Annotated in this window: 28 protein-coding genes; 12 read left to right on the top strand and 16 right to left on the bottom strand. The window is 63.7% G+C overall.

Going from position 1 to position 26,229, the window contains the following annotated elements:
* The first annotated feature begins 60 nt into the window (after positions 1–60).
* The 3 genes from NOX35_RS20395 to NOX35_RS20385 all read left to right on the top strand — a co-directional run bounded on the left by NOX35_RS20395 (position 61) and on the right by NOX35_RS20385 (position 2,835).
* On the top strand, positions 61–543 hold the full coding sequence (locus NOX35_RS20395) for a hypothetical protein (RefSeq protein ID WP_256494529.1): 483 nt from the start codon (positions 61–63) through the stop codon (positions 541–543).
* Positions 544–1,230: 687 nt separating this feature from the next.
* Entirely contained in the window at positions 1,231–1,521 is a 291-nt protein-coding gene (locus NOX35_RS20390; RefSeq protein ID WP_046461545.1) for an H-NS family nucleoid-associated regulatory protein, read from the top strand.
* A gap of 123 nt (positions 1,522–1,644) precedes the next feature.
* Positions 1,645–2,835 (top strand): FAD-dependent monooxygenase, encoded by a 1,191-nt coding sequence (locus tag NOX35_RS20385; protein WP_256494527.1) that lies wholly within the window; start codon positions 1,645–1,647, stop codon positions 2,833–2,835.
* Between the two features lie 61 nt (positions 2,836–2,896).
* Here the strand turns inward: NOX35_RS20385 and NOX35_RS20380 are convergent, their stop codons facing one another.
* Positions 2,897–4,162, bottom strand: a complete 1,266-nt coding sequence (locus tag NOX35_RS20380) for a nitrate/nitrite transporter (RefSeq protein WP_256494526.1) — start codon at positions 4,160–4,162, stop codon at positions 2,897–2,899.
* Positions 4,163–4,272: 110 nt separating this feature from the next.
* Positions 4,273–5,148: a tryptophan 2,3-dioxygenase gene (kynA, locus tag NOX35_RS20375; RefSeq protein ID WP_256494525.1), complete on the bottom strand. Its 876-nt coding sequence runs from the start codon at positions 5,146–5,148 to the stop codon at positions 4,273–4,275.
* Between the two features lie 74 nt (positions 5,149–5,222).
* On the opposite strand from kynA, the gene ada reads away from it, so the two are divergent.
* Both ada and NOX35_RS20365 read left to right on the top strand, forming a co-directional pair.
* The gene (gene ada, locus NOX35_RS20370) at positions 5,223–6,182 is read left to right on the top strand and encodes a bifunctional DNA-binding transcriptional regulator/O6-methylguanine-DNA methyltransferase Ada (protein ID WP_256494524.1); all 960 of its coding nucleotides are present in this window, start codon (positions 5,223–5,225) and stop codon (positions 6,180–6,182) included.
* A gap of 140 nt (positions 6,183–6,322) precedes the next feature.
* On the top strand, positions 6,323–7,264 hold the full coding sequence (locus NOX35_RS20365) for a DNA-3-methyladenine glycosylase (protein WP_256494523.1): 942 nt from the start codon (positions 6,323–6,325) through the stop codon (positions 7,262–7,264).
* 21 nt (positions 7,265–7,285) lie between these two features.
* Here the strand turns inward: NOX35_RS20365 and NOX35_RS20360 are convergent, their stop codons facing one another.
* Positions 7,286–7,861 (bottom strand): helix-turn-helix domain-containing protein, encoded by a 576-nt coding sequence (locus NOX35_RS20360; protein ID WP_182283967.1) that lies wholly within the window; start codon positions 7,859–7,861, stop codon positions 7,286–7,288.
* A gap of 97 nt (positions 7,862–7,958) precedes the next feature.
* On the opposite strand from NOX35_RS20360, the gene NOX35_RS20355 reads away from it, so the two are divergent.
* The gene (locus tag NOX35_RS20355) at positions 7,959–9,368 is read left to right on the top strand and encodes an SLC13 family permease (RefSeq protein ID WP_256494522.1); all 1,410 of its coding nucleotides are present in this window, start codon (positions 7,959–7,961) and stop codon (positions 9,366–9,368) included.
* Between the two features lie 36 nt (positions 9,369–9,404).
* Here NOX35_RS20355 and kynU read toward each other — a convergent pair whose 3' ends face one another.
* The 8 genes from kynU to NOX35_RS20315 all read right to left on the bottom strand — a co-directional run bounded on the left by kynU (position 9,405) and on the right by NOX35_RS20315 (position 17,721).
* Positions 9,405–10,712: a kynureninase gene (gene kynU, locus NOX35_RS20350; protein WP_256494521.1), complete on the bottom strand. Its 1,308-nt coding sequence runs from the start codon at positions 10,710–10,712 to the stop codon at positions 9,405–9,407.
* Between the two features lie 163 nt (positions 10,713–10,875).
* Positions 10,876–11,508 (bottom strand): arylformamidase, encoded by a 633-nt coding sequence (gene kynB, locus NOX35_RS20345; protein WP_256494519.1) that lies wholly within the window; start codon positions 11,506–11,508, stop codon positions 10,876–10,878.
* 148 nt (positions 11,509–11,656) lie between these two features.
* On the bottom strand, positions 11,657–13,036 hold the full coding sequence (locus tag NOX35_RS20340) for an amino acid permease (RefSeq protein WP_256494518.1): 1,380 nt from the start codon (positions 13,034–13,036) through the stop codon (positions 11,657–11,659).
* Between the two features lie 101 nt (positions 13,037–13,137).
* Entirely contained in the window at positions 13,138–13,923 is a 786-nt protein-coding gene (locus tag NOX35_RS20335) for an AraC family transcriptional regulator (protein ID WP_256494517.1), read from the bottom strand.
* Between the two features lie 27 nt (positions 13,924–13,950).
* Positions 13,951–14,565 (bottom strand): LysE family translocator, encoded by a 615-nt coding sequence (locus NOX35_RS20330; protein WP_182283950.1) that lies wholly within the window; start codon positions 14,563–14,565, stop codon positions 13,951–13,953.
* A 106-nt stretch (positions 14,566–14,671) separates the two neighbouring features.
* Entirely contained in the window at positions 14,672–15,049 is a 378-nt protein-coding gene (locus NOX35_RS20325; RefSeq protein WP_003052555.1) for a RidA family protein, read from the bottom strand.
* Between the two features lie 8 nt (positions 15,050–15,057).
* Positions 15,058–16,275 (bottom strand): amino acid aminotransferase, encoded by a 1,218-nt coding sequence (locus NOX35_RS20320; protein WP_256494516.1) that lies wholly within the window; start codon positions 16,273–16,275, stop codon positions 15,058–15,060.
* A gap of 48 nt (positions 16,276–16,323) precedes the next feature.
* The gene (locus NOX35_RS20315; RefSeq protein WP_182283941.1) at positions 16,324–17,721 is read right to left on the bottom strand and encodes an amino acid permease; all 1,398 of its coding nucleotides are present in this window, start codon (positions 17,719–17,721) and stop codon (positions 16,324–16,326) included.
* A gap of 133 nt (positions 17,722–17,854) precedes the next feature.
* Between NOX35_RS20315 and NOX35_RS20310 the strand changes: the two genes are divergently transcribed.
* Positions 17,855–18,328, top strand: coding sequence for an Lrp/AsnC family transcriptional regulator (locus tag NOX35_RS20310; RefSeq protein WP_182283938.1), 474 nt, complete (start codon positions 17,855–17,857; stop codon positions 18,326–18,328).
* 184 nt (positions 18,329–18,512) lie between these two features.
* Complete coding sequence (locus NOX35_RS20305; RefSeq protein WP_182287276.1) at positions 18,513–19,244, top strand: Stp1/IreP family PP2C-type Ser/Thr phosphatase; 732 nt, start codon at positions 18,513–18,515, stop codon at positions 19,242–19,244.
* A gap of 22 nt (positions 19,245–19,266) precedes the next feature.
* On the opposite strand, the gene NOX35_RS20300 is transcribed toward NOX35_RS20305, so the two are convergent.
* Positions 19,267–19,587 carry a YkgJ family cysteine cluster protein gene (locus NOX35_RS20300; RefSeq protein WP_045839946.1) on the bottom strand — a complete coding sequence of 107 codons (321 nt, stop codon included), beginning with the start codon at positions 19,585–19,587 and terminating at the stop codon, positions 19,267–19,269.
* Positions 19,588–19,847: 260 nt separating this feature from the next.
* On the opposite strand from NOX35_RS20300, the gene NOX35_RS20295 reads away from it, so the two are divergent.
* The 3 genes from NOX35_RS20295 to NOX35_RS20285 are packed head-to-tail and all read left to right on the top strand — an operon-like array spanning position 19,848 to position 22,319.
* A complete protein-coding gene (locus tag NOX35_RS20295) occupies positions 19,848–20,180 on the top strand; it encodes a FeoA domain-containing protein (protein WP_182283933.1) in 333 nt (110 codons plus the stop codon).
* Positions 20,177–22,111: a ferrous iron transporter B gene (locus NOX35_RS20290; RefSeq protein ID WP_182283931.1), complete on the top strand. Its 1,935-nt coding sequence runs from the start codon at positions 20,177–20,179 to the stop codon at positions 22,109–22,111. Before NOX35_RS20295 ends, NOX35_RS20290 begins: the two co-directional genes overlap by 4 nt.
* 13 nt (positions 22,112–22,124) lie before the next feature.
* Positions 22,125–22,319 (top strand): hypothetical protein, encoded by a 195-nt coding sequence (locus NOX35_RS20285; protein WP_256494515.1) that lies wholly within the window; start codon positions 22,125–22,127, stop codon positions 22,317–22,319.
* A 180-nt stretch (positions 22,320–22,499) separates the two neighbouring features.
* Here NOX35_RS20285 and NOX35_RS20280 read toward each other — a convergent pair whose 3' ends face one another.
* The 4 genes from NOX35_RS20280 to NOX35_RS20265 form a co-directional block, all read right to left on the bottom strand.
* Positions 22,500–22,865, bottom strand: a complete 366-nt coding sequence (locus NOX35_RS20280; protein WP_256494514.1) for a YkgJ family cysteine cluster protein — start codon at positions 22,863–22,865, stop codon at positions 22,500–22,502.
* 120 nt (positions 22,866–22,985) lie between these two features.
* Positions 22,986–23,249 (bottom strand): hypothetical protein, encoded by a 264-nt coding sequence (locus tag NOX35_RS20275; RefSeq protein ID WP_182283928.1) that lies wholly within the window; start codon positions 23,247–23,249, stop codon positions 22,986–22,988.
* A 214-nt stretch (positions 23,250–23,463) separates the two neighbouring features.
* A complete protein-coding gene (gene argF / locus NOX35_RS20270) occupies positions 23,464–24,384 on the bottom strand; it encodes an ornithine carbamoyltransferase (protein ID WP_182283926.1) in 921 nt (306 codons plus the stop codon).
* Between the two features lie 18 nt (positions 24,385–24,402).
* Positions 24,403–25,599: an aspartate aminotransferase family protein gene (locus NOX35_RS20265; RefSeq protein WP_182283924.1), complete on the bottom strand. Its 1,197-nt coding sequence runs from the start codon at positions 25,597–25,599 to the stop codon at positions 24,403–24,405.
* Positions 25,600–25,835: 236 nt separating this feature from the next.
* On the opposite strand from NOX35_RS20265, the gene NOX35_RS20260 reads away from it, so the two are divergent.
* On the top strand, positions 25,836–26,162 hold the full coding sequence (locus NOX35_RS20260; protein WP_003052588.1) for a DUF3579 domain-containing protein: 327 nt from the start codon (positions 25,836–25,838) through the stop codon (positions 26,160–26,162).
* The last annotated feature ends 67 nt before the right edge of the window (positions 26,163–26,229 follow it).

The raw sequence follows: 26,229 nt of genomic DNA, 5'->3' as shown, positions 1-26,229 counted from the left end.
ACCTCCATCGGGAGCCCAACGGTATTTGGGTGGTGTTGCGATCAGCGATGGATTGGCCGTTTGGCTGATATCTCCGGGAATATAGGAAAAGACAGCAGACATTTCGGCAACGACTGTCGTCGTAAATGCTATTACATTTATAACGATTATCTTCCGGGTACGGGCTCAAAAGCGTTTCGGGCTGCCCTGTCGGGAGCTGGTTTCGGCATAGCAAGACGCTCCGTGGTCTGGGTTGCATCTATCGCAAAGCCCTTTGTGCGTTTGTTGTCATTTTCAACGCATGTCATATTGACTTTTCTACGGATTAATGAGTTCGCCTGCCCAGCAATGACCGAGCAAGAAATCGCAGCTGGTTTGGAGCAAGGGGGAAGTGGGTTTGAAGGAAGCGCATGGACATCAGGCAGCGCAAGCATATTTCATTTGGACGTTATTTATATGGCATATTTGATGTCTGTTTTGTCGATATGTATGGCATTGGTGGCGAAATGGCGATATTTCGGGTTCTGCAGGCCCATGCCTGACGGTGCCCGGATGGAGAGATGAGAAGACCTTCCTGGTTCATGTAACCCGCGGCTCGCCGGACGAGATACAGGCATCATCGGCTTGCCCAGGAAGCAGGTAGCCGGTAAGAAATTGCAGGACCTGCAGTGGTAGCAGGTGCTGGCTTCGAAATTTTTGCCTGAAACTCTGTGCGGGATGGCATGGCTTGATCAGCTGAGCGCCAAAGTTGGGCGTGGTGTTTGTCATCGAGAAATATGAGGTGCTGCAGAGCATCACCACACCGCGTGACTGGCTCTAAATCGGTGCCGGAGAGCTTTGCTCCTTGGAGGAGGCTGAGGCCTGTGCAACTCGCACAGAAGACGGATTCTGGCTGCTTGAGGGTCTGCTGGCTATTCCTGAATTGAAGGCCAGGCTGACTATTGGAGTATTGCGAGACGAAGGCTGGGGAGATCCATAACACGTTGGCCGGTTTATTCTCCGCCCAGGCAGTCATTGGTCCGTTCTGGGCGAGAAGGTCTTGTGTGGCGGCTGGATATTCGAGGCGGTTGATCTGGATGAAAGCGGATCGCCAAGATATTGGCGGTTCCGGAGGCGGTATAGCTATTTATTAACACGTAGTTGCATTTTATAAATATTCTGAATTGTGGTTTTTGCTTACTCGGAAAATCATGAATTTGAAATTCCGGCATTTATAATGAAGTCACTTTAATCAACCAAGAAGCGCAAATCATGAGCACTTACAAGGAACTCCTGAAGCAGAGAGAAGAGCTGGAACAGCAAATCAACGAAGCTCGTTCGCGTGAACTGGCTGAAGCTGTGAGCAAGGTTCGCAGCCTGATTGCCGAGTACGGCTTGACTGCTGAAGATGTCTTTCCTCCTGCTCGTGCGCGCTCTTCCGCCAATGCGGGCGCCAAGGTGGCCCCCAAGTATCGTGATCCTGCAACGGGTCAGACTTGGACCGGTCGTGGCAAGCCGCCAAAGTGGATTGCAGACCAGGATCGCGAAAAGTTCGCTATTTGATCTGCTGTTTGCGCACGTTGAAAGAGCCCGCCTTGGCGGGCTTTTTTCATGGCTGCAAGGTTTGCGGCAGCGCAAACCAAAGTTCTCCTCGATGCTGGCGACTAAGCGGCACAATAAGAGTCCATGAACAAGCAGGTGTTGATTGCGGGTGGCGGTATTGGCGGTCTGGCAGCAGCCATTGCGGCGGTGCGGGCTGACTGGGATGTGCGCCTGTTCGAGCGTGCGGCGCAGTTTTCCGAAGTTGGAGCCGGTATTCAGCTGGGACCCAATGTGGTGCGCTGTCTTCAGGCATGGGGGCTGCAGCGATCGTTGCAGCAGGTCGTGGCCTGCCCTTTGTCCTTGCGAGCCTGCAATGCCGTGACGGGGCAAGAGCTGGGGCGATTGCCCTTGGGCGCAGACATGGTGCAGCGCTATGGAGCCAGCTACCTCACCATTCATCGCGCCGACCTGCACCAGATTCTGCTGGAGGCCTTGCAGGCTCTGCCAGAGGCTCACCTCAACCTCGACCAGTGCGTCAGCAGCTATAGCCAGCAGGACGGTGTGGTCACCATTCGTACCAGTGCCGGCAAGCTCATCGAGGGCGATGCCCTGATCGGCGCCGATGGCGTGCGCAGCGCCGTGCGTGCACAGATGCTGGGCGATGGCCCGCCGCGTGTGACCGGACATCTGGCCTACCGTGCCCTGGTGCATCAGGCCAACCTGCCCAAGCGCCTGCGCACCAGCGAGGTCACGGCATGGCTGGGTCCGCAGCTGCACGCCATTCAGTACCCCGTGCGCCGCGGCGAGCTGCAGAATCTGGTGGTCATTGTGCAGGGGCCGGCCCCCGAGGATCTGGACAACTGGGATCACTCGGCCAATCTGCCCGATCTGCTGCAGCATCTTCAGGGCGCATGTGGTTACCTGCAGGATCTGGTTCAACATGTTCCCGATGTGGGTGGTGAATGGCGTTTGTGGCCGGTGGCCGACCGGCAGCCGGTGTCGTCAGAGACCCAGATGGCGCAGGGCCTTGTAGCCCTGCTGGGCGATGCGGCCCATCCCATGCGTCCCTATCTGGCGCAGGGTGCGGGCATGGCCATCGAGGATGCAGCCGAGTTGCAGGGCGCTCTGTCCATGCATGATCTGGATGTCAGTCTGCGGCTGCGCCGCTATGCGCTGAATCGCTGGCAGCGCAATGCCAGGGTGCAGGAACGCTCGCTGCGCAATGGCCGGATCTTCCATGCGACAGGGCCTATTCGCTGGGGTCGCGATCTGTCGCTGCGCGCCCTGGGCGGGCGCATCATGGATGTGCCCTGGCTCTATGAGGGCGCGCTCTAGCGACAGGTCACCATAACCGGGATGGTCTTCGCGCCGGTGCCTGCCTGTCAGATAGATTGCTTCAGTGGCTGGCCTTGAGCAGCAGCGGCGAAGGCTTGATGAGCTGATAAGCCAGCACACCGCTGCCCAGCATGGCGGCAATCATCAGCATCACGGCCTGATAGATGTCGGCATTCTGGCGTTCCGCAACGCCTGCCACCAGGCCGGACAGCCACTGCATGAGCGCGGCTCCGAGAAACATGGCCATGGTGAAGATGGACAGTGCGCGTCCCGTCGTGGCCGGCGGGTAGGAGGAGCGCACATCGGCATAGATCAGCGTGCCGTAGCCAGAAAGCACACTCATGGCCAGCAGCAGCAGCACGCTGCCTACGGATTGGTGGACCAGGGCCAGTGCTACAAAAACGGCGGCCATGAGCAGCGCAAAGCGTGCGATGCGCTGGCGGCGCCTGGCCGGACCGGGGTCCAGCCGGCCGAACATGGAAGGCACGAACAGCGAAATGACGGAGCAGGCCAGTGCCACATTGCCGGTCGTGACCAATGAAAACTGGTAGCGGTCCATCAGCATGGGACTGAGCCAGAGGCCGCGTACGGTGAGAAACGAGGCATAGCTGACCATGCCCAGCAGCACAATGCCCCAGGTATGGGGCAGCAGCAGCAGGCTGCCAAAACCTTGCAGTGCCTGCATGAAGCCGGGCTTGGGCTGGGAGTCCCCGGGAAGCGCGGGCTCGTGCACCTTGAAGAAAATCAGCAGCCAGGACAGCGCACTCAGCACCGCCAGCAGCGCAAAGCCGGCGCGCCAGCCCATATGCTGAACCAGCCAGGCCATGGGCGTGCCGGTAAACAGCAGGCCCAGCCCACCCAGGCCAAGGCCTATGCCCGAGAGGTAGGCAAATTTGTCGGCCGGAAAGTGGCGTGCGATAAACATGGTGCTGGCCAGAAAGGCTGGCGAGCAGCCCACGCCGATCAGCAGCTGGCCCAGCATCAGCCAGGAGTAGCTGGGAGCGAGTGCGGACAGTGCGGCGCCCGCAATCGACAGCGGAAAGGCCAGCAGCACGGTACGGCGCAAGCCGTAGATATCCATGCCTATGCCCATGAGCAGCTGGGCCACGCCGAAGGACAGCGCAAACAGCCCGGCAAACGAGCCCAGCGACTGCGCGGAGAGGCCAAAGTCCGTGCGCAGACCATCGGCGATGATGGAGGTGACCGTTCTGAAGGCCTGGCTCAGTGCAAAGCCCGTGAGCAGGCAGACCAGCATGGCCCAGGCGCAAGAGTCGGGTTTTGGACTGGTGTTCGGCGCTGGCGGGGCGGCGCTGTGATCGGAGGGCATGGGCGGTTGGTTGCGATGTTAGGTTTTGCACGGAGCCTAAATAATTCAGGCTGCCCGCGCTGTCACGAAAGAGCAGCAGGGGCAGCCTGAGTGGCGATGGCCAAAGCGGCTTACAGCTCGGTGCGCAGGCTCCAGATCTCGGGGAACAGCACCACGTCCAGCATCTTTTTGAGGTAGCTCACTCCACCGGTGCCGCCCGTGCCGCGCTTGAAGCCGATGACGCGCTCCACCGTGGTCAGGTGGCGGAAGCGCCAGAGACGGAAGGCATCTTCGATATCGGCCAGCTTTTCGCCCAGCTGGTACAGATCCCAATACTTGTGCGGGTCGCGGTAGACGGTGATCCAGGCCTGTTTCACGCCCTCGCTGGCTTCATAGGGCTGGGTCCAGTCGCGCTGCAGGCGGTCGGCAGGAACCGCTATGCCTTCGCGCGCCAGCAACTGCAGGGCCACGTCGTACAGCGACGGCGATTCGTAGGCAGCCTGTACCTGGGCCAGCAGGTCCGAGCGATGTGCGTGGGGCTGGAGCATGGCCGCATTCTTGTTGCCCAGGGCAAACTCGATGCAGCGGTACTGGTAGCTCTGAAAGCCGCTGGAGTTGGCCAGATAGGGACGCATGGCCGAGTACTCGGGCGGCGTCATGGTGGACAGCACGGTCCAGGCGCTGACCAGCTGCTCCATGATGCGCGAGACGCGAGCCAGCATCTTGAAGGCATCGGGCTTGGTCTCGCCCGAGGCATTGGCAATGGCTGCCGTAGCCGCGCGCACCTCGTGCAGCATCAGCTTCATCCACAGCTCGCTGGTCTGGTGCTGCACGATGAACAGCATCTCGTCATGGGCAGGCGACAGCGGGTGCTGGGCCGTGAGAATCTGGTCCAGATGCAGATAGTCGCCATAGCTCATGTCACGGCTGAAGTCGAGCTGGGCTTTCTCGTCGTGGACGATGGCGGCGCCGCCATGCATAGGGCAGCCGGAGGATTCATTCGTCATGGTGAAGTCATTGTTGATGGACAGGTGCGCGCAGCGTAACCGAATCCGGGCACACAAAGCCTGCAAGAACGTGGATGCAAGCTGCCATAGCTTTGCGTAAAGTCAGGCCAGACACAGACCGATCACAGAAAACGCACTCCGCCGAGATTCACGCCATGCCCAGTCCTCTGCCTTCCACCGCCGCTGCAATGTCGCAAACCGATGAGCGCATGATCCAGTGCTGCCGCTGGCTGGAGAGCGAGGAGCCCATGCCCGCTCTGGAGGCGCTGGCGCAGCGCCTGGGGCTCAGTCCCTGGCAGTTGCACCGCAACTTCAAGCGCGCCACGGGGCTTACGCCCAAGGCCTATGCCAAGGCCTATCGCGGCAGGCATGTGCGTGCCGCGCTGGCGCAGGAGGCCAGCGAGTCGGTCACCGATGCGGCCTATCTGAGCGGTTATGAAGCCAGCAGCAGCTTCTACAAGGACGCACCGGCCATGCTGGGCATGGCGCCGCAGTCCTATCGCAAGCGCGGGCAGAACCAGCGTATCCGCTTTGCGCTTGCCGAATGCTCGCTGGGCAGCCTGCTGGTGGCCAGCACCGACAAGGGCGTGTGCTGCGTGCTGCTTGGCGATGACCCGCATGCGCTGGTGGACGATCTGCAGCAGCGTTTTGCGGCGGCGCAACTGATCGGAGCCGATGCCCAGTATGAGCAGACCGTGGCCCAGGTGGTGGCGCTGATGGAGCAGCCCAGGCTGGGGCTGGCCCTGCCGCTGGATATTCAGGGCACGGCGTTTCAGCAGCGCGTGTGGCAGGCGCTGCAGAGCATTCCGGCCGGCCAGACCGTCAGCTACAGCGAACTGGCCCGGCAGCTGGGGCAGCCGAGCGCCACGCGGGCCGTCGCCAGCGCGGTGGCTGCCAACCCGATTGCCGTGGCCGTACCCTGCCATCGCGTGCTGCGCAACGACGGCAGCATCTCGGGCTATCGCTGGGGTGTGGAGCGCAAGCGTGCGCTGCTGCTGCGCGAGGCCCAGCAGGCCCAAATCAAGCTCTCTTAAAGAGAGCTGCTATCGCATGCTCTTCAATGTTTCTGAATGGATATCTATCTGAAACCATTGATTGATGAGCGACAGCAGCTATTAAGTTCACGAATGAGGCACAGGCGCGCTACGGCGCTGCCCGTGTGATAGAAAACCGCATGCTGCTTGAAGTCTCCATTGCCCTGCCCGCGCGTTACCGCTTTGACGAATTCGTGCATTTCCATGATCGCGACGAGCTGCAACTGGCCGAACGGGTCGATGCCGGTGCGCACAGCCTGCACAAGGCCATCATGTGGAAACGCAGCCCCGCCCTGCTGCAGCTGCAATGGCAGACCGGACAGGTGCAGGCCAGCTTGCATGCAGCGCAGGCAGAGCCGGCCGAGGCAGACCGGGCTGTGCTGCAAGCCATGGTGAAACGCATGCTGGGGCTGATCTACGCGCCCGACCAGCTGGAGCAGGCGCATGGCGATCACCGCGAGCTGGGAGTGCTGCTGTCGCGCCAGGCCGGCCTGCATGTGCCCGGCTCGCCCACGCCCTTCGAGGCGCTGACCTGGGCCATCACCGGCCAGCAGATCACGGTGGCCGTGGCCGTTTCGCTGCGGCGCAAGCTGATAGCGCTGGCGGGCGAGCCGCTGGCGCAATGCGGGGGCATGCCGGCCCTGCACGCTTATCCCGATGCACAGCGCGTGGCGGCCTTGGGGCTGGACGCGCTGCGCGGTACGGGCTTTTCCCAGGCCAAGGCCCAGACCCTGCTGGCCGTGGCCCAGGCCGTCGCCGACGATAGCCTGCCGCTGGACGACTGGGCCGCCCGCAGCGCCGCCGGGCGCTGGAGCGAGGAGGATGTGGCCGCTGCCTCGGCGCAATTGCTGGCGGTCAAGGGCATAGGGCCGTGGACGGTGAATTACACCTTGCTGCGCGGCTATGGCTGGCCTGACGGCAGCTTGCACGGCGATGTGGCGGTACGCCGGGCCATAGGCCTGCTCACGGGTGGCGCCAAACCCGATGCGCGCGCCGCCAGCGACTGGCTGGAGCAGTTCAGGCCCTGGCGCGCGCTGGTGGCCGCGCACCTCTGGGCCTCGCTGGCCGACAGCGCCTATTGAGAGGCGACAGGCGGCAGCGCTTCAGAGCGTTGGCGACAGCACCAGCAGCAGCAGGCGTGCGGGCTGGCCCGAGGCGTTGGCCAGCTGGTGCTCGCTGTCCACCACCAGCGTGGCCGTGTCGCCCGCATGCAGCAGTACCTGCTCCTGGGCGGTGAAGACTTCGATGCTGCCTTCGAGAACGTGAAAGACCTCGCGTGTGCCTGCGCGATGGGCCGCGAAATGGCTGGAGACGGCATGCGGTGGAAAGCGGTAATGCACGAGGTTCACACCCGCGCTGGGGCTGGCCAGGGCCAGGCGCTCCACGCCGCTGGTCTCGTCGACAAAGCGCAGATTCTCGCCGGCTCGCGTGATCTGCGCACTGGGCGCGCTTTGCACCAGCTCGCCCAGCTCGCAGCCCAGACCTTGTGCAATCGCCATGGCATTGCGCAGGCTGGTGGCCAGCAGACCGCGCTCCACGCGCGATAGCGCGCCCGGCGAAACACCGCTGGCCTGGGCCAGCTGATCCAGTGTGATGCCCAACTGGGCGCGGCGCGCGCGGACGGCGGCGCCGAAAAGCGCATCCTGCTCCGATGCCTGCGATGCGGTGGTGGAGTTCAAGTCTGGCTCCTTGTCATGGCGTCTGTTCTTGTGTTGAAAATTTTCCTATGAGAAAATAATTTTGCGTATAGGAAATTATTTTTCGAGGATGAATGCAATGTACATGTTTATCAGTGCCTTGCCCGTGGCCACCGTCATCGCCGTCCTGCTGGCGGGCTGGCGCTCGCTGCATGCCGCAGCGCTGGGTGTGGCGGTGGCACTGTCGGTGATTGCCCTGGCGTTTGCGCAGCCCGCTTCAACATGGCTGGCCGCCGGCATGCACTGGGCGCCTGTGTTGCTGGAAGTGCTGCTGATCGTGGCAGGCGGGCTGCTGCTGTCCGAGGTGCTGCGCGCGTCGGGAGCGCAGAAGGCCCTGGCCGACTGGCTGCTGGCCAGGGCCGGCAGCGGCACGGGCGCCGTACTGCTGGTGGTGCATGGCATCACGCCGTTTGCCGAGTCGGTCACCGGCTTCGGCGTTGGCGTGACCATAGGCATACCGCTGCTCGCCCACTTCGGGCTGTCGCCGCGCAAGGTGGTGCTGATCGGCCTGCTGGGCCTTTGCGCCGTTCCCTGGGGCTCCATGGGGCCGGGGACTCTGGTGGCGGCCACCATGGCAGGTCTGCCGTTCAAGGAACTGGGTCAGGCTTCGGCCCTGGTCAGCGTGATTCCGTTTGTCATCACCGGCATGGCGGCGGCGGCTCTGGCGAGTGCGCCGGGGCGTCGCTGGCCGGCTCTGCTGCAGGGCCTGCTGTCGGGTCTGTCTCTGACGGCGGCCGTGGCCTTGATGAATACCCTGGCCGGCACGGCGCCCGCGGGGGCGCTCGGCGCTTTGCTGGTTGTGGGCTGGCATCTGCTGCGCCTGCGCGTGTCGCAGGCGGACGCGGGCAAGCCGCCCCTGAGCGCACCGGGGCGGCGTGCGCTGGCCGCCTATGCGCTGCTGCTGGGCGGCGTGCTGGCGGCCGCAGCGCTGCTGCGCGTCCTGGATCTGCCTGCTGCCTGGCATGGGCTGGCTTCGCCGGGACTGTGGCTGTTGGTGGCGGCAGCTTTTTTCACGCGATGTCGGCCGGCGCCCCCATCGCTGGCAAAGGTCTGGCGCTCCTGGCTGCAGGTGGCACCGGTCACGGCGCTGTTCATTGTGCTGGGCGTGCTGATGGCGGTTTCGGGCATGGCCGCGCAGCTGGCGCAGGCGCTGGCCGGCAGCGGGCCGCTGTATCTGCTGGCTGCACCGTTTGTGGGAGCGCTGGGCGGCTTTGTGACCGGCTCCAATACCGGGGCCAATGCCATGTTTGCGGCCACGCAGGCCGAGATCGCCCTTGCACTGGGCGCGCCGCTGCTGCCATTCATGGCGGTGCACAACGTCAGTGCCTCGCTGCTGCTCATGGCTTCGCCCGGCAAGGTGGAGATGGCGGTGCAACTGCTGGCGCAGGGCGCTGCCCAGCGGCGCTGGGTGCAGCAAAGCGTGCTGATGCTGGACCTGGCCGCCGTGGCGCTGATGGGCGTACTCAATTGGAGCTGGGCGCGGGCCTGAGCGGATGCCGGCCGGCCTGTGCCCGGGCCTAAGCCCTCAGGTCACGGCGTGCGCGGTATTGAACTCGGGCCGTTGCCATTCGCCCGATTCCAGTACCTGGCGCAGATGCTCGACGGCATTCCAGACATCGGCAAAGCCCACATACAGCGGCGTGAAGCCGAAGCGCAGAATGTCCTTGTGCCTGCCCGTGCCGCCGTCGCCCTTGCGGAAGTCGCCGATCACGCCGCGTGCAATCAGCGCCTGGACAATCGCGTAGGCGCCGCTGCCCTGGCCGTCCAGGCCCAGGCCTTCCTCCCGGGTCAGGCAGACCTGGGAGCCGCGTGCCGCATGCTCGCGCGGTGTCGCCAGACCCAGGCCATGGCCCTGGCAGCGCTCTTGCACGAGCTGGATGAACAGATCGGTCAGCGCCAGCGATTTCTTGCGCAGCGCGGTCATGCCGCCGAAAGCCTCGGCCTCGGTATAGATGTCGACACCGCACTGCAGCACGCTCATGCTGATCATGGGCTGGGTGCCGCAGAGATAGCGCTGGATACCCTGGGCGGGGTGGTAGTCGGGCACGAACTTGAAAGGCTCGGCGTGGCCGAACCAGCCCGACAGCGGCTGCCAGAAACGGTTGATCAGGCGCGGATGCGCCCAGACAAAGGCCGGCGCGCCGGGGCCGCCGTTGAGGTATTTGTAGCTGCAGCCCACGGCGAAGTCGGCATCGGCGCCCTTGAGGTCCACGGGCACGGCACCTGCGCTGTGGCACAGATCCCAGACGCAGAGAATGCCTTTGGCATGGGCGGCGGCCGTGACGGCTGCCATATCGTGCATGGCCCCTGTGCGGTAGTTGACATGCGTGAGCATGGAGATCGCCACATCGGTCTGCAGCGCGCCAGCGATTTCCTCGGGCTCGAGCAGCACCAGCTCCAGGCCGTATTCCTGGCAGACGGACTGGGCGATATAGAGATCGGTGGGGAAGTTGCTGCGCTCGCTGATCAGCTTCTTGCGGCCGGGCGCATCTTCGCGGGCGATGCGTGCGGCAGCGCTCAGCACCTTGTAGAGATTGATGGAGGTGGTGTCGGTGAACACCAGCTCGCCCTGGCCCACGCCCAGCCAGGGCGCGAACTGGTTGCCCAGGCGCTCGGGCAGCGTGATCCAGCCGGCCTTGTTCCAGGAGGTGATGAGGTCCTGGCCCCATTCCTGCGTCACCACTTCGGCCACACGCGCGGCGGCGGCCTTGGGCTGGGCGCCCAGGGAGTTGCCGTCCAGGTAGATCACGCCCTGGGGCAGGGCAAAGCGCTCGCGCAGCGCGCGCAGCGGGTCCTGGGTGTCCAGAGCCTGGCAGTCTTGCAAAGTGGTCATTGTCTTCCTTCTCTCATTTTGATAGCTACTGACGATGATTGTGTCTACGTCAGAGCCGGTTCTGATTCAAATATGGCTGGACTCGGATTCGCCCATTGTGTCCGAGACCGGGGCGGTGCAGCCGCCTCGCAGCGAGGACATCGGTTTCTTTGCGCCAAGCGCCTCAGAGCAGGCTGCGCAACACGGCACGCACCGGCGAGGCATCGGCTTCGGTGAGCTTGAGCGGCAGAGCGATCAGCTCATAGTCGCCTTCGCCGACCTCGTCGAGCACCAGGTTCTCGAGCACGCGCAGGCCGCGCTGGCGGATCACCATATGGCTGTCCAGGCTCTTGCTGGTGGCGGGGTCGATGCTGGCTGTGTCTATGCCGATCAGCCTGACGCCCAGGTCGGCCAGCTTTTGCACGGTCTCGGGGGCATAGGCGGCGAGGTCGGCATCCCAGCCGGTGGGCGCTTTCTCGTAGGTGCGCACTAGCACACGCCCGGGCAGGCCGGCATCGATGGCATGCGCTATGTGACGCCATTCGATCAACGGCCCGCAGCCTATGGCGTGGATCACGCGGGAGGGGCCAAGAAAGGCATCCAGATCGACGGCGCCAATGGCCGCGCCCTGCGCATCGTAGTGCAGGGGCGCATCGGCATGCGCGCCCACATGGGGCGAGAGATGAATGGCGCTGACATTGACCGGGCAGCCCGGGCCAATGCTGGCCACCCATTCCTGGCTATAGGGCGTGTCGCCCGGAAACACCGGTGCGGCAGGATGGATGGCAGGAGAAATATCCCAGATCTGGCGTGTCATGGTGCAACTAGCAATATGTGTATTTCAGCGGGAGCGCGACAAGTAGCGCAGCCTATGTCAGAGACACCGAGCAAGGGCCGCCCCGCAGCGATGGTGTCGTCCCCCTCCCTTGCGAGGCAAGTTAGAGAGGGGGAGGCCGCGAAGCGGCTCAGGGGGCCACCTTCTTCTTCCTATACCAAAGAGCATAGACCAGTACCAGCACGATCAGAAACGGCACGCCCACCAGCACGGTGGTGTGGAACTCCTTGGTAAACAGCGTGGTGATGATCACGCCCGCCATCAGCAGCGCCCCGACCAGGGTCAGCACGGGAAAGCCCCACATGCGGAACTCCAGCTTCTGGCCCGGATGCTCGCGCTGCCAGCGCGGGCGGAAGAACAGATGGGTCACGAACACCATGAACCAGGCAAACATGGCGCCAAACATGGCGATAGACATCATCAGCTCCAGCGACTGCTCGGGCTTGAGCACATTGAGCACCATGGCCACGGCCATGCCCAGGCAGGAGACGGCAATCGCGCCCAGCGGCACGCCGCTTTTGCTGAGCTTGCTCAGACCCTTGGGGGCATAGCCGCCGCGCGAGAGGCTGAACATCATGCGCGAGGTGACGTAGAGCTGGCTGTTCATGGCCGACAGCGAGGCCAGCAGCACCACGAAGTTGAGCGCCGCAGCCGCGCCGGGGATCTGCAAAATCTCCATCACCTTGACGAAGGGGCTCTTGTCGGTGCCTGCATGGCTCCAGGGCACGACGGCCAGCATCAGGGCCAGCGACAGCAGATAGAACAGCACCAGGCGCAGTACCGTGGTGCGGAAGGCGCGGGTCACGGCCTGCTTGGGGTTCTGGGCCTCGCCGGCAGCAATGGCAATGGATTCCAGGCTCAGATAGCTGAAGATGGCCACGATCACGCCCACCCAGGTGCCCCACCAGCCGTTGGGGAAGAAGCCGCCGTCGACAAAGTAGTTGTCGAAGCCCACGCCCTCGGGGCGCGTGCCGAAGACCACATAGGCCGCAACCAGGATAAAAGCCACGATGGCAATCACCTTGACCATGGAAAACCAGTACTCGACCTGGCCGAAAGCCTTGACGCTGGTGGCATTGACGGCGGCCAGCAGGACCGAGAACAGCGTCACCCAGATCCAGGGGTCCACGGCCGGGAACCAGTAAGCCATGTACTTGCCCACGGCCGTGACCTCCATGCCCACGGCCAGCACCACGGCACCCCAGTAGGCATAGCGCACCACAAAGCCGGCCAGCGGACTGATGTAGTGCTCGGCGTAGGCACCGAAGGAGCCCGAGGTGGGGTGGGCCACGGTCATCTCGGCCAGGCATCCCATGAGCAGCAGGCCGATGAAGGCGCCGATGGCGTAGCTGATGAGCACGCTGGGGCCGGCAAAGCCGATGGCAAAGGCGCTGCCCATGAAGAGGCCTGTGCCGATGGCGCCGCCGATGGCGATCATGGTCATCTGGGCGGAGTTCAGGTGCTGCTGCAAGCCTGTCTCGCGTTGCTGAATACTGTCAAAGTTGGCCATTGCTGACTTGGGCGTGCGAAAAAATCGAAGCGGCAAGTATCCCGCGAATGGTCGGCCAAAGCGGCGTGGCGGCGAATGTCCCTGGCGAAGGAGCTGCCGGCTCAGCGCGGCATCGCGGCGTAGTTGCCGGGGGTCAGTGCATGGTGGGCCTTGAAGGCGCGCTGCATATGGGCCTGGTCGGCAAAGCCCATCTGTTGCGCGACCGAGGCCAGGGGCTCGCCCTGGGCCAGCAGGCGGCGAGCTCCGTTGAGGCGCAGATTGAGCCGGTAGCTGCCGGGAGTCATGCCCGTGGCGGCCTTGAAGCGGCGGATGAAGCGCGTGGCGCTCATGCCGCATTCCTGGGCCAGGGACTGCACGGTGATCCCGGCATCGGGCTCTGCATGCAGGCGCCTCAAAGCGGCCTGGAGTTCGGCACTATTGGCGTGCAAAGGCGCTGCAGCAGGTTCAGCACAGCGGGTCATCAACCGCTCCAATCCCAGGGCCAGTCGCCGCGCCGCGGTCGGTCCGTTGATGGGACGGCACAGGCTGTCCACCAGGCAGGCAATGTTCGCGTCGGCAAGCGCCCGCTGCGCAAAGCGCATCGCGGTGACGCCCAGCCGCGCGTGCAGCCAGTCAGCATCGACGAACAGCATGCGGTAGGCCCAGGGGGCGCCGGGCTCGGGATTGCAGGCATGCCAGGCACCGGGCTCTAGCAGTACTACGCCTCCGGCTTCGATGGGCTGCGGTCCATGCGCATGGTGGAAGACGGTGCAGCCCGCATCGACGATGCCTATCGAATACTCGGCATGCATGTGCAGCCGGAAACAATGCGGCGAAGGTGTGCTCTCTCGCAGCTCGGCCCAGGGGGCGGCTGGGTGGCGGTGAAAGCGGTGTGGCGAGGTAGTCATGGCTGTGTCGGTGAGCGCTGTCGGCCATCATGCCAGCATGGCCGCCACGCTGGCCACCAGCAGCAGGGCCAGCAGCCGGTAAAACCGCCGCTGGCGGAGCGGTGTCTGCAGCCAGCCCGACAGCCACTGGCCCAGCAGCGCCCAGCAGCCCACACCGATCAGGCAGGCCAGCAGTGACATGGTACAGAACTGCCACTGCGCCATGGCCCTATTGGCCTGAGGCAGCACGAACAGGCCGATACCGGCCAGCGCCACCAGCCAGGCCTTGGGGTTGAGGGCCTGGACGGCCACCCCCTGCAGCAGAAGCTGGAGCATGCGGGCCGAATCGTTGTGCCTCTGCGCTTCAGTGACAGGAGTCTCCACGGGCGCATTGGCCAGCCGCCAGGCCAGCCATAGCAGATAGGCGGCGCACAGCCACTCGGCCGCAGTGGACAGGTGCGGCAGGGCTTGCATCAGCCAATGGGCACCCTGGCCCATGGCCCAGACCACAGCGGCATAGCTTCCGCTGGCGCCCAGCACATAGCAGGCACAGGCCAGGCGGGACCTTGCTGCGCCGTGGCGAAGGGCCAGCACGTTGACCGGGCCGGGGGTGATGGCTCCGACGAGGGTGAAGATGCCCATGGCGAGCAGTGAGGAGGACATGAGGATGCGCGCGGACGCGGAACTGCACAAGGGCTGCAGTGTCGCGCGGCGCACCAGCCCTGTATTGAACGCAATTGCGCTAGGCGGGCTGGCATGCCAGTGCTCGTCAGGGTAGCATGGCGTAGGCCACGATTTCGATCTTCATGCCCGGCACGACGAGCGCGGCCACGCCCATGCTGGAGCGGTTGGGGTAGGGGGCATCGAAGAACTCGCGATACACGGCGTCGATCACAGGCATGTCGCCTACCTCGGTCATGTAGATGAGCACCTGTGTCACGTCGGCAAGCGTGCCATTGGCCGCGTGCACGGCTCGGCGCAGGTTGGCAAATGTCAGGCGCGCCTGCTCCGCTATGGTGCCGGTGTCTATGCTTCCGTCCTCGCGCACGGGACCATGGGCCGTGAACAGCATGCTGCCGCTGGCCTTGACGGCCCAGGAGAAGGGCTGCTTGAGTGGCGGCAGGCCTATATCAATCACTTGCTTCATGGCGGACCTCAGGCCAGCACGTGTGCGATGGAGTCGGCCACATGCTGCACATTGGCCCGAGACAGGCCCGACATGCACATCCGGCCCGAGCGGATCAGGTAGACGCCGTGCTCCTCACGCAGGCGGTTGACCTGGGGTTCGGGGATGCCGGTGTAGCTGAACATGCCGCGCTGGCTCAGTAGAAAGCCGAAGTCACGGCGCTCGCCGAAGCGCTCGTGCAGCGCTTGCTGCAGCTGGGCGCGCATGTCCTTGATGCGGCCGCGCATCTCTGCCAGCTCCTCGACCCACAACTGGCTGAGCTCGGCAGACTGCAACACCTGCTGCACCAGGCGCGCGCCCTGGGTGGGCGGCGAGGAATAGTTGCGGCGTACCGTGGCCTTGAGCTGGCCCAACACATTGGAGGCCGTGGCCGCGTCGTTGCAGACCACGCTCAGGCCGCCCACGCGTTCGCCGTACAACGAGAAGTTCTTTGAGAACGAATTGGCCACAAAGGCCTGGGCACCGGCAGCAGCCAGAGCGCGCACGGACCAGGCGTCGTCATCGATGCCGTCGCCGAAGCCCTGGTAGGCCATGTCGACAAAGGGGATCAGGCCGCGCCCGACGATCACGGGAATCAGCTGCTGCCACTGCTCGCGTGACAGGTCCACGCCCGTGGGGTTGTGACAGCTCGCATGCAGCAGCACCACGCTGCCCGAGGGGATGCCGCGCAGCGTATCCAGCATGGCATCGAAACGCAGGCCGCCCGTGGCCGGGTCGTAGTAGGGGTAGCTGTGCGTGTGCAGACCTGCACCTTCGAAGATGGCCAGGTGGTTCTCCCAGGTCGGGTCGCTGATCCAGATCTCGGCATCGGGGAAATAGTGCTTGATGAAATCGGCGCCGACCTTGAGCGCGCCAGAGCCACCCAAGGTCTGCAGTGTGGCGATGCGCTTTGCGTGCACGGCCTCGTGGTCGGCACCGAACACCAGGTTCTGCACCAGTTGGCGATACTCGCAAATGCCTTCGATGGGCAGATAGCCGCAGGGGAGGATGTGCCCTGCCAGGGACTGGGCGGCCTGGCGCACGCAGTTGAGCACGGGCAGGCGGCCCTGCTCGTCGAAGTACAGGCCGATGCTCAGGCTGACCTTGTCGGCGCGTGCATCCTGCTGGAAGGCTTCCATCAGCGAGAGTATGGGGTCGCCGGGGTAGGAGGGGACATGGGCGAAAACGGAGGCTGAGGCAGTCGTCATGGTGTTGTTTGCTTGCAGATGAAATCGGATAGAACGGGCGGCTGCGGCTTAGACAATGGTCTGGGCCGCAGTGGCCGCTGCGGTGGGCTTGCGATACCACAGTCCATAGACGGCAGCCAGCAGCAGCAAGAAAGGCACGCCGGTCAGCAGCGTGAGGCGGAATATGTCTGTGAACAGTGTGGACACCAGCGCGGCCAGCATGAGTGCGGCACCGAGCAGTGTCAGCGCCGGGAAGCCCCACATGCGGAAGGCCAGCGGCGCAGCGCCTTGGCGTGCGCGGCGGGTGCGGAAGAACAGATGGGTCACGAAGATCATGAACCAGGTGAACATGGCTCCGAACATGGACACGGCCATCATCAGCATGAAGGACTGCTCGGGGTTCACGATATTGAACAGCGTGGCCACGGCAATTCCCAGGCAGGACAGCAGCAGCGCTGGCAGGGGCACGCCGCGCGAGTTGACGCGTCCCAGCACGGCGGGCGCATGGCCGGCGCGCGCGAGGCTGAACATCATGCGTGTGGTGATGTAGAGCTGGCTGTTCATGGCCGACAGTGCGGCGACGAGCACCACGAAGTTGATCACGCTGGCCGCGCCCGGGATACCGATGATCTCCATCACCTTTACAAAGGGGCTGCCTTCCTTGCCAGCCGTGGCCCAGGGCACGATGGCCAGCATCAGCGCGATGGTGGTCAGGTAGAAAACCACCAGGCGCACCATGGTGGAGCGAAAGGCACTGGTGACGGCGCGCTGCGGGTCCTTGGCTTCGCCTGCAGCGACGGCGATCATTTCGATGCTCAGGTAGCTAAAGATGGCGATGATCACGCCCACCCAGGTTCCCCAGGCACCGTTGGGGAAGAAGCCACCGTTGTTGACGTAGTTGCCAAAACCCACGCCGGCGGGCCGAGTGCCGAAGACGACCCAGGCGCCGATCAGTATGAAGGCCACGATGGCCACGATCTTTACCAGGGAGAAACTGTACTCCACGGCACCGAAGGCCTTGACACTCATCATGTTCACGCCTATCAGCAGGGCCGAGAACAGTACCACCCAGGTCCAGCGCGGCACTTCGGGGAACCAGTAGCCCATGTACAGGCCTATGGCCGTCACCTCGGTGCCCACGGCCAGCACCACGGCTGCCCAGTAGGCATAGCGCACGAGAAAGCCGGCGATGGGCGCGATGTAGTGCTCTGCATAGGCGCCGAACGAGCCAGAGGTCGGGTGGGCCACGGTCATCTCGGCCAGGCAGCCCATGAGCAACAGCGAGATCACGGCACCGACGGCATAGCTGATGAGCACGCTAGGCCCGGCAAAGCCTATGGCGAAGCCGCTGCCCAGGAACAGGCCGGTGCCGACGGCACCGCCGATGGCGATCATGGTCATCTGTCCTGCGGACAGTTGTTGCTTGAGTCCAGACTCTCGCTGGACGATTTCCTCAAAGGCCGGCATGGGTGTCTCCGTGGTGGTTTTGGCTTTGGAGAGCCATGCTATTTGCCGGCTTGTGGGATGATTTAATGGTTATCCATAAACTTCTATTAAATTGGATAATTAATTTAATTGTTAAAGATGAATGAGCGTTTTTATGCAGGGTGAACTTGACAAGACCGACCGTTTGCTGGTCCACGCGCTGCAGGACAACGCACGGCTGACTTCCGGCGAGCTGGCGCAGCGAGTCAATCTGTCGCAGTCGCCTTCATGGCGGCGCATCAAGCATCTCGAGGACGAGGGCGTGATCACCGGCTATCACGCTGCGCTGGACCGGCGGGCCGTGGGCTTTGGCGTGCTGGCCTTTGTGATGGTGGCGATCGATCACCAGAACGAAGAGTCGTCGCTGAACTTCGAGAAGGCCGTGTGCGCTATTCCCGAGGTGGTGATGTTCCACGGCATCTCGGGTCCCGAGGACTTTTTGCTGGTCATCGTGGCCCGCGATCTCGATGCTTATTCGGACCTGCTGCAACGCAAGCTGCACCGCCTGCCGGGCGTGCGCCAGGTGCACACGCATTTCTCGCTGCAGGAGTTCAAGGGGCGCATAGGAGGCCTGCCGGTGCCGCTTTGAGAGACGTTTCGGGCCTAGGAGCACGTAAGGCTTCGCGCAGCCTAAAATATGGGAATATTCTGATGTCTGGTCTGCCATTGGCTGCGCTACGCTTGAGGGCTGACACCATTTTTCGTCGTCCCCTGATTCTCAGATGTCCCTAGCTGCCCCCCCCGGTTCTTCCAGCGTGTGGCCCGCCGTGCGCATGGTGGCCCGTGCCGATATTGGCCAGCAGCGCCTCAATAACGAGGACGCCGTTGGCATCCACCCCCAGCTTCAGCCATGGCCTGCTGCCGTGTTGGCCGATGGCATGGGCGGCTATAACGCGGGCGAGGTGGCTAGTACCATGGCGGTGGACCTGATTGCGGCGGCAGTACAGCACTGCTCCGATAGTGAGGATTCGCCGGATCTGGTTGCCAAGGAGTTGGCCGACGCCCTGCACATGGCCAATACGGCCATCTATGCTGCCGCGCAATCCACGCCCGGCTACAGTGGCATGGGCACCACGGTGGTGGTCGCCCTCGTGCTGGCACGTGAGGTGCTGATCGCGCATCTGGGCGACTCCAGGGCCTACGCCTGGCGTGCCGGTCGGCTGCAGCGCCTGACGCGGGATCACTCCCTGGTACAGCAGGATATCGATGCAGGCCTGATCACCGAGGCAGATGCCAAGACCTCTCGCTACGGTCATCTGGTGACAAGAGCGCTGGGTGTGATGCCCCAGGTGGAGCCCGAGCTCAGTCACTGGCTGCTGCAGCAGGGAGATCGCATTTTGCTGTGTTCGGACGGCCTGACCGATATGCTGAGCGACGCCAGTCTTGAATCCCTGTTCGAGGAAAACCTGCCGCTGGCGCGATTGAAGGAGGCCTTGATCGAAGCGGCCAACGCCGCGGGCGGCAAGGACAATATCGGTGTGGTGCTGATCGAGCAGGACGCCTGATCCCCGGATCTGGCGGGAACTCTTAGATCAGACCGCTTTCCAGCTGAGGCAGATTGTGGCGCTGGCGCACGCGGTTGCAGGCGTCCGAACCCGCAGCAAATTCCCGGCAAGGGGAAGGGCGCCATTCATAGATGCCGCAGTATGCCTTCTCTCCGACCTTGCCCACCAGGGCGGCGCAACGCGGCCTGGCCCAGTCCGTGCCGCGCATGCGACAGGTGTAGTCGGTGACTTCCTCAACCAGTCCTGCAGGGACGCTGCCCCCATGCTCCTGGGACTCGTGTACGGAAAAATCGACACGAAAGGACGCGCAGCAGGCGCCGCAGCTGAGGCAGGGATGGGTCATGGCAGGGGGCGCAATACTTCCGGTGAGGGGTGAGATTTTCGCAGCTGTGCAAGCCCTTTGCGCGCGCTGGGCTGCAGATTTGTCAACCGCTTTGCGCAATACCCGCCCAAAAATCCATGCTGCTGGTGTCAATTCGCCACCGCTGTCCCCCAATCGCCTACAGTAAATGGAAAATGAGAATCAAAATCAATTAATAATGCGCTATGAGTTCTTTGCAGTCCCCCTCGGCGAGGTCTGAGGCAGTGTCAGTTACTTCGTCCATGAATGCTCTTTCTGTTCAAGCGTCTGAATCCGGCGTGCAATCTTGCGGCGCAGCGGCCACGGCCGCAGCCAGCGCACCGGTGATGGGCCTGGATCAGCTGGTGGTGAATCAGCCGGCCCGGGTGGTGGATCTGGCTTCCTGCGAAGGCGAGGATGAAAGCCTGCTGCTCAGACTCATGGAAATCGGCTTTCTGCCCGGTGAGTCCGTGCGCATCGTGGCCACCGGCTTTCCCGGCCCCGATCCGCTGGCCGTGCGCATAGGTCAGGCGACATTTGCGCTGCGTCGCCATGAGGCGGCCCAGGTGCTGGTGCAACTGGAGGCCGCAGCATGAACGCGCGCGAATCCCAGATCACCATGATGAGCCCTCAGGCCGCGGAGCAGGCGCCCTTGCGCGCCGCGTTGCTGGGCAACCCGAACTGCGGCAAGACGGCGCTGTTCAATCTGCTGACCGGCGCCCGCCAGAAGGTGGCCAACTACGCGGGCGTGACCGTGGAGCGCAAGGAAGGCTGGCTGAGCACGCCCGGCAAGCGCCGCGTGCGCGTGCTGGACCTGCCTGGCACCTACAGCCTGGATGCGCACAGCGAGGACGAGCGCATCACGCGCGACATCGTCAAGGGCCAGCATCCGCGCGAAGCTCCGCCCGAGCTGCTGGTCTGCGTGACCGATGCCACCCATCTGCGCCTGAACCTGCGCCTGGTGCTGGAGGCACGCGCCCTGGGTCTGCCCATGGTGGTGGTGCTCAATATGAGCGATATGGCGCGTCGCCAGGGATTGGTCATCGACAAGGCCCGGCTCAGCGAGCTGCTGGGCGTGCCCGTGGTGGAGAGCGTGGGCGTGCATCTGTCCGGTGCCAGGGATCTGCTGGCCTGGCTGGACAGCGAGCAGGCCAGGCAGCTCAAGGCTCCGACGCTCGAAGGCCAGTTCAAGCCCGTGACGGGCAGCAACTCGCGCGCCCAGCTGCTGGCCCTGCATCAGCAGGTGGCCGAGATCATGCGCCTGACCGTGCAGGAGCCCGCAGCTCCCACGCAGCGTGACGATCGCATCGATTCCGTGGTGCTGCACCCGCTGTGGGGTACTCTGCTGTTGGTGGTGACGCTGTTCCTGATGTTCCAGGCCGTGTTCAGCTGGGCCGAGCCCCTGATGGACGGCATCGAAGGCCTGGTCAGCGACTTCGGCCAGTGGGTGCATGGCGTGATGCCCGATGGCGTGCTGCGCAGCCTGCTGGTCGACGGCGTGATCGCCGGCACCGGCTCGGTGGTGGTCTTTCTGCCGCAGATCCTGATTCTGTTCTTCTTCATCCTGGTGCTGGAAGACTCGGGTTATCTGCCGCGCGCCGCGTTTTTGCTGGACCGCATCATGGGCAGCGTGGGCCTGTCCGGACGCTCCTTCATTCCGCTGCTGTCCAGCTTTGCCTGCGCCGTGCCCGGCATCATGGCCACGCGTTCGATCTCCAGCTGGCGCGACCGTCTGCTGACCATCATGATCGCGCCGCTGATGACCTGCTCGGCACGCCTGCCCGTGTACACGCTGTTGATCGGTGCCTTCATCCCCGAGCAGACCGTGGCCGGCTTCTTCAATCTGCAGGGTCTGGTGCTGTTTGCCCTCTATGTGGGCGGCATTGCCAGCGCCATGGCCGTGGCCTGGGTGGGCAAGCTGGCCACCAAGGTCAAGACCCGCACGCCGCTGCTGATGGAGCTGCCTTCCTACCGCATCCCCAGCCTGCGCAGCCTGGTGCTGGGCCTGTACGAGCGGGCCATGATCTTCCTGCGCCGCGTCGGCGGCATCATCCTGACCGTCAGCATCGTGCTGTGGTTCCTCTCCAGCTACCCCGGCGCTCCCGAGGGCGTGACCGAAGGTGCGATTCGCTACAGCTTCGCGGGCCAGATCGGCCGTGCGCTGGAAGTGGTGCTGGCGCCCATCGGCTTCAACTGGCAGATCGCGATTGCGCTGGTGCCCGGCATGGCCGCGCGCGAGGTGGCCGTGGGGGCGCTCGGTACGGTGTATGCGCTGTCGGCTGTGGGCGACGATGCCATGGCCCAGCAACTGAGCCCGCTGATCGCCAGCAGCTGGTCGATGGCGACCGCGCTGTCGCTGCTGGTCTGGTTTGTGTTTGCGCCCCAGTGCATCTCCACGCTGGCCATGGTCAAGCGCGAAACCAATGGCTGGCGTTATCCCCTGCTGATGGCCGGCTATCTGTTTGGTCTGGCCTATCTGGCCAGCTTCGTGACCTATCGCGTCGCCGTGGCCCTGGGCTGGGGCTGAGAAAGGATTGTCTATGTGGCAGGAACTGATAGTGGGCGCCATCGTGCTGGTGGCCGCCGTGTCGCTGGCCTGGCGTTTCATGCCCGCCGGTCTGCGCCGCAGGCTGACGCGGGTTCATCCTTCGCTGGCGCCGGCGGCCAAGAGCGGCAGCTGCGGCGGTTGCAGCGCCTGTGGCGGCGACAGCTGCTCGGACACCCGAAAGGCCTGAAGCGCAGGCGAGGCCTGAAACACAGGCGAGGCCTGAAACACAGGCGAGGTCTGACTGCATCAGCTAAAAATATAGCTGCCTGCGCTTTCCATCTCTGCATTTCAGATACTTTCGTATCTGAGGTGCTTGATTGGTAAGCGCAGGCAGCTTTTTATTTGATAGCGATGGCGTCGATGCCGCTCAGGCGGCTTCCAGCCAGGGCTGAACTTCCTCGACGCTGAGTGCCGACAGGCCGAACTTCTGGCGCGTGTCGTGGCAGCCGTAGGAGGCAAACGGGAAGTCGCGGCAGGGGCGCGAGCGCTGTTCGTAGATGCCGCAGCCTATGCAGCCCGCGCCGACCTCGGGCAGCTCGCGCAGCGCCACGCAGCGCACCGGGTGGCGCTCCGTGCCGTTCATGCGCGCGCGGTTGCCCTTGCCGGGCACCTCATGGGCCAGCTCATCGGGGACGGTGCCGCCCATGGATTGCAGCTCGTAGATGGAAAACTCCACGCGGTAGTTCTGGCAGCAGACGCCGCAGCGCAGGCAGGGGTGGACGGATTCGGACATGGTGTTTCTTCAAGGGTTCAGGCATCGGGGTCGCGCCGTCCTCCTCGGGCGAGGACGGCTTGTGAGGGAGCGAGGGAGACCGGTGCGCAGGCTTGCCTGCGGCTTCCGGTGCCTGGGTCACTAGGTGTGGCCTTGAAGAAACTTCAGATAGAAGGTGTGGATGCGTACATAAAGCGCACGCACGCGCGCAGCAAAGGATTTGCGCGGGCCGAAGACGGATGGCACGCGCGTGTGGCGTGCCATATGCGGCTGGCGCAGTGCCAGCAGGCCGCCGCGCTGGCCGTAGCGGGCATCGCCCTGGGCGGGGCGCAGCGGAAACAGAAACACCGCCAGCTGGCGCAGGGCCCGCTGGCGGTGTGGGGATGTGATGTGGCTCAGGTGCATGGGTGTGGTGGTATGCAGATGAGCCCGGACGCGGCGAATCAGCCTGGCTGGCGGCCCAGCAGCAGGTACTCCATGAGAGCCTTTTGCACATGCATGCGATTTTGGCTATGGCACGCGGCATGCTGCCGCTTCACACCCGCGAAGCGGGTATGAGCCTGCGCCTGAATCGCATGCGGGCTCTGGCGAGCCGCCGCGTGGACCGATGTCTGCGCCATCAGTCCACGCGGCCCAGCAAAAGGTACTCCATGAGAGCCTTTTGCACATGCATGCGATTCTCGGCCTCGTCCCAGACCACGGATTGGGGGCCGTCGATGACTTCGGCCTCCACTTCCTCGCCGCGGTGGGCAGGCAGGCAGTGCATGAACAGGGCGTCGGCCTTGGCAGAGGCCATCATCTCGGCATCCACGCACCAGTCGGCAAAAGCCTTTTTGCGCGCTTCGTTCTCGGCCTCGTAGCCCATGCTGGTCCACACATCGGTGGTGACCAGGTCGGCACCCTTGCAGGCTTCGAGAGGGTCCTTGAACACCTTGTAGCAGCCGGGGTTGACGGGCTTGCCGTTGAAGGCCAGCTGTTCGTCCACCTCGTAGCCGCCGGGCGTGCTGACATGGACCGTGAAGCCCAGCAGATCGGCGGCCTGCAGCCAGGTGTTGGCCATGTTGTTGCCGTCGCCCACCCAGGCCACCACCTTGCCCTTGATCGAGCCGCGGTGCTCGATGAAGGTGAAGATGTCGGCCAGGATCTGGCAGGGGTGGAACTCGTTGGTCAGACCGTTGATGACGGGCACGCGCGAGTACTGGGCAAAGCGCTCAATCTTGTCCTGGCCGAAGGTGCGGATCATGACCAGGTCGGTCATGCGGCTGATGACGCGTGCGCTGTCCTCGATGGGCTCGGAACGGCCCAACTGGCTGTCGCCCGTGGTCAGATGCACCACGGAGCCGCCTAGCTGGTACATGCCGGCCTCGAAGCTCACACGCGTGCGCGTGCTGGCCTTCTCGAAGATCATGGCCATGGTGCGGTCGGTCAGCGTGTGGTGCTTTTCGTAGCCCTTGAATTTCTTCTTGATCAGGGCTGCACGTTCCAGCAGGTAGTCGTATTCGTCGGCGGTGAAGTCGCTAAATTGCAGGTAATGCTTCATGCGGAATTCCTTGGAGGATCAGGCAGCCAGAATGGCTTGAACCAGGGGCTTGAGCCTGGCGACGATTTCATCGGCTTCGGGCTTGCTCAGGATCAGCGGCGGCACCAGGCGAATCACGGTGTCGGCGGTCACGCTCAGCAGCAGGCCGGCTTCTGCGGCCTGGCCAATCAGCTCGCCACAGGGCTTGGTCAGCTCCACGCCAATCATCAGACCCTGTCCGCGCACTTCGACAAAGCCTTCGAGGCTGCCCAGTTCAGCCTGCAGTTTAGCCTTCAGATATTCGCCCACTTCAGTGGTGTGAGCCAGCAGACCATCTTCTTCCATGATGCGGATGGTTTCCACGCCGGCGCGCATGGACAGCGGGTTGCCACCAAAAGTGGAGCCATGGTTGCCGGCCTTGAGCACTTCGGCAGCCGCCTTGTGCGCCACCACGGCACCCACGGGCACGCCAGAGCCCAGGCCCTTGGCCAGGGTCATCACATCGGGGGTGATGCCGGCCCACTGGTGGGCAAACCACTTGCCGGTGCGGCCCATGCCGGCCTGCACCTCATCCATGATCAGCAGCCAGCCCTTGGCATCGCACAGCTCGCGCACCTTCTTCAGATAGTCGGCGCGCATGGGATGCAGACCGCCTTCGCCCTGGATGGGCTCCATCATGATGGCGACGATGTTGGGATTGCCTTCGGTCGCGTCGATCAGGGCTTCGTAGTCATTGGGGGCGATGCGGGTGAAGCCGGCGAGCAGATCGCCAAAGCCGTTGCGTACCTTGGGGTTGGCCGTGGCGCTCATGGTGGCGATGGAGCGGCCGTGGAAAGCATGGTCATAGACCACGATCTCGGGCTTGGCAATGCCCTTGTCCACGCCGTACTTGCGGGCGATCTTGATCGCCGCCTCGTTGGCTTCCAGGCCGGTGTTGCAGAAGAACACATTGGTCATGCCCGAGCGCTCGGTCAGCAGCTTGGCCAGAGTCTCCTGGCCGGGCACATGGTAGTAGTTGCTGGTGTGGATCAGCTTGGCCACCTGCTCCTGCAGCGCGGGCACCAGCTTGGGGTGGTTGTGCCCCAGGGTGTTGACGGCAATGCCGCCCAGCGCGTCCAGGTATTCCTTGCCGTTCACGTCCCAAACGCGGCAGCCCTGGCCGCGCTCCAGCGCGATGGGTACGCGGCCGTAAGTGGGCATAACGTGGGGCGAAGCTGCCTCGATGAAAGCGGTCATTGCAAGAATCTCCTGAGAAGGAAGGTCAATGGCGCACGGCGGCGCCTGAAAAATGAGAGCTTTGATTCTAGAGTGCCCGGATAACCCCAACATTGCGGATTGCGCATCGCTGCCATGCAATCAACCTACGCCATTGTGGGGTTGACAGCATGGCTCTTATACAAGAGTTAGAATGCTCGTTTAGGCATGTTGGCGGGGATCCCGCCTGGTTGCCGGATCTTTTTGGCGAATATTTGATGGTTACCCCTTCCAGCAAAGAACTGTTCATCATGGGTATGACCCATGCCGGAAAAACCTTTCGACCCAGCGACTGGGCCGAGCGCTTGGCCGGTGTCATGAGTCAGTTCCGCCCTGGTGGTGCCTGCGCCGGAAGCCATCTGAGCTACTCTCCCTGGTGTGTGCCCACGGTGATGAACGGCACCAAATGCGTGGTCATCAACCGGGATCTGCGCGACTACGAACCGATGGCATGGGACTTCTGCCTGAATTTCGCCAAGGACAACGATCTGCAAGTGGCCGAGGCCTGCCTGCTGCCAGACAAGCTGCCAGCCGGCAAGAAGTGATTTTTCAGGTGCCCAGAGGCGCCGCGCAAACGACAAAGGCTTCCACGGGAAGCTTTTTTTGTATCTG

This window comes from Comamonas sp. C11 (assembly GCF_024496285.1).
In the GTDB taxonomy this organism is placed as follows: Bacteria; Pseudomonadota; Gammaproteobacteria; order Burkholderiales; family Burkholderiaceae_C; genus Comamonas; species Comamonas testosteroni_F.
This window is presented reverse-complemented; position numbering and strand designations above follow the sequence as displayed.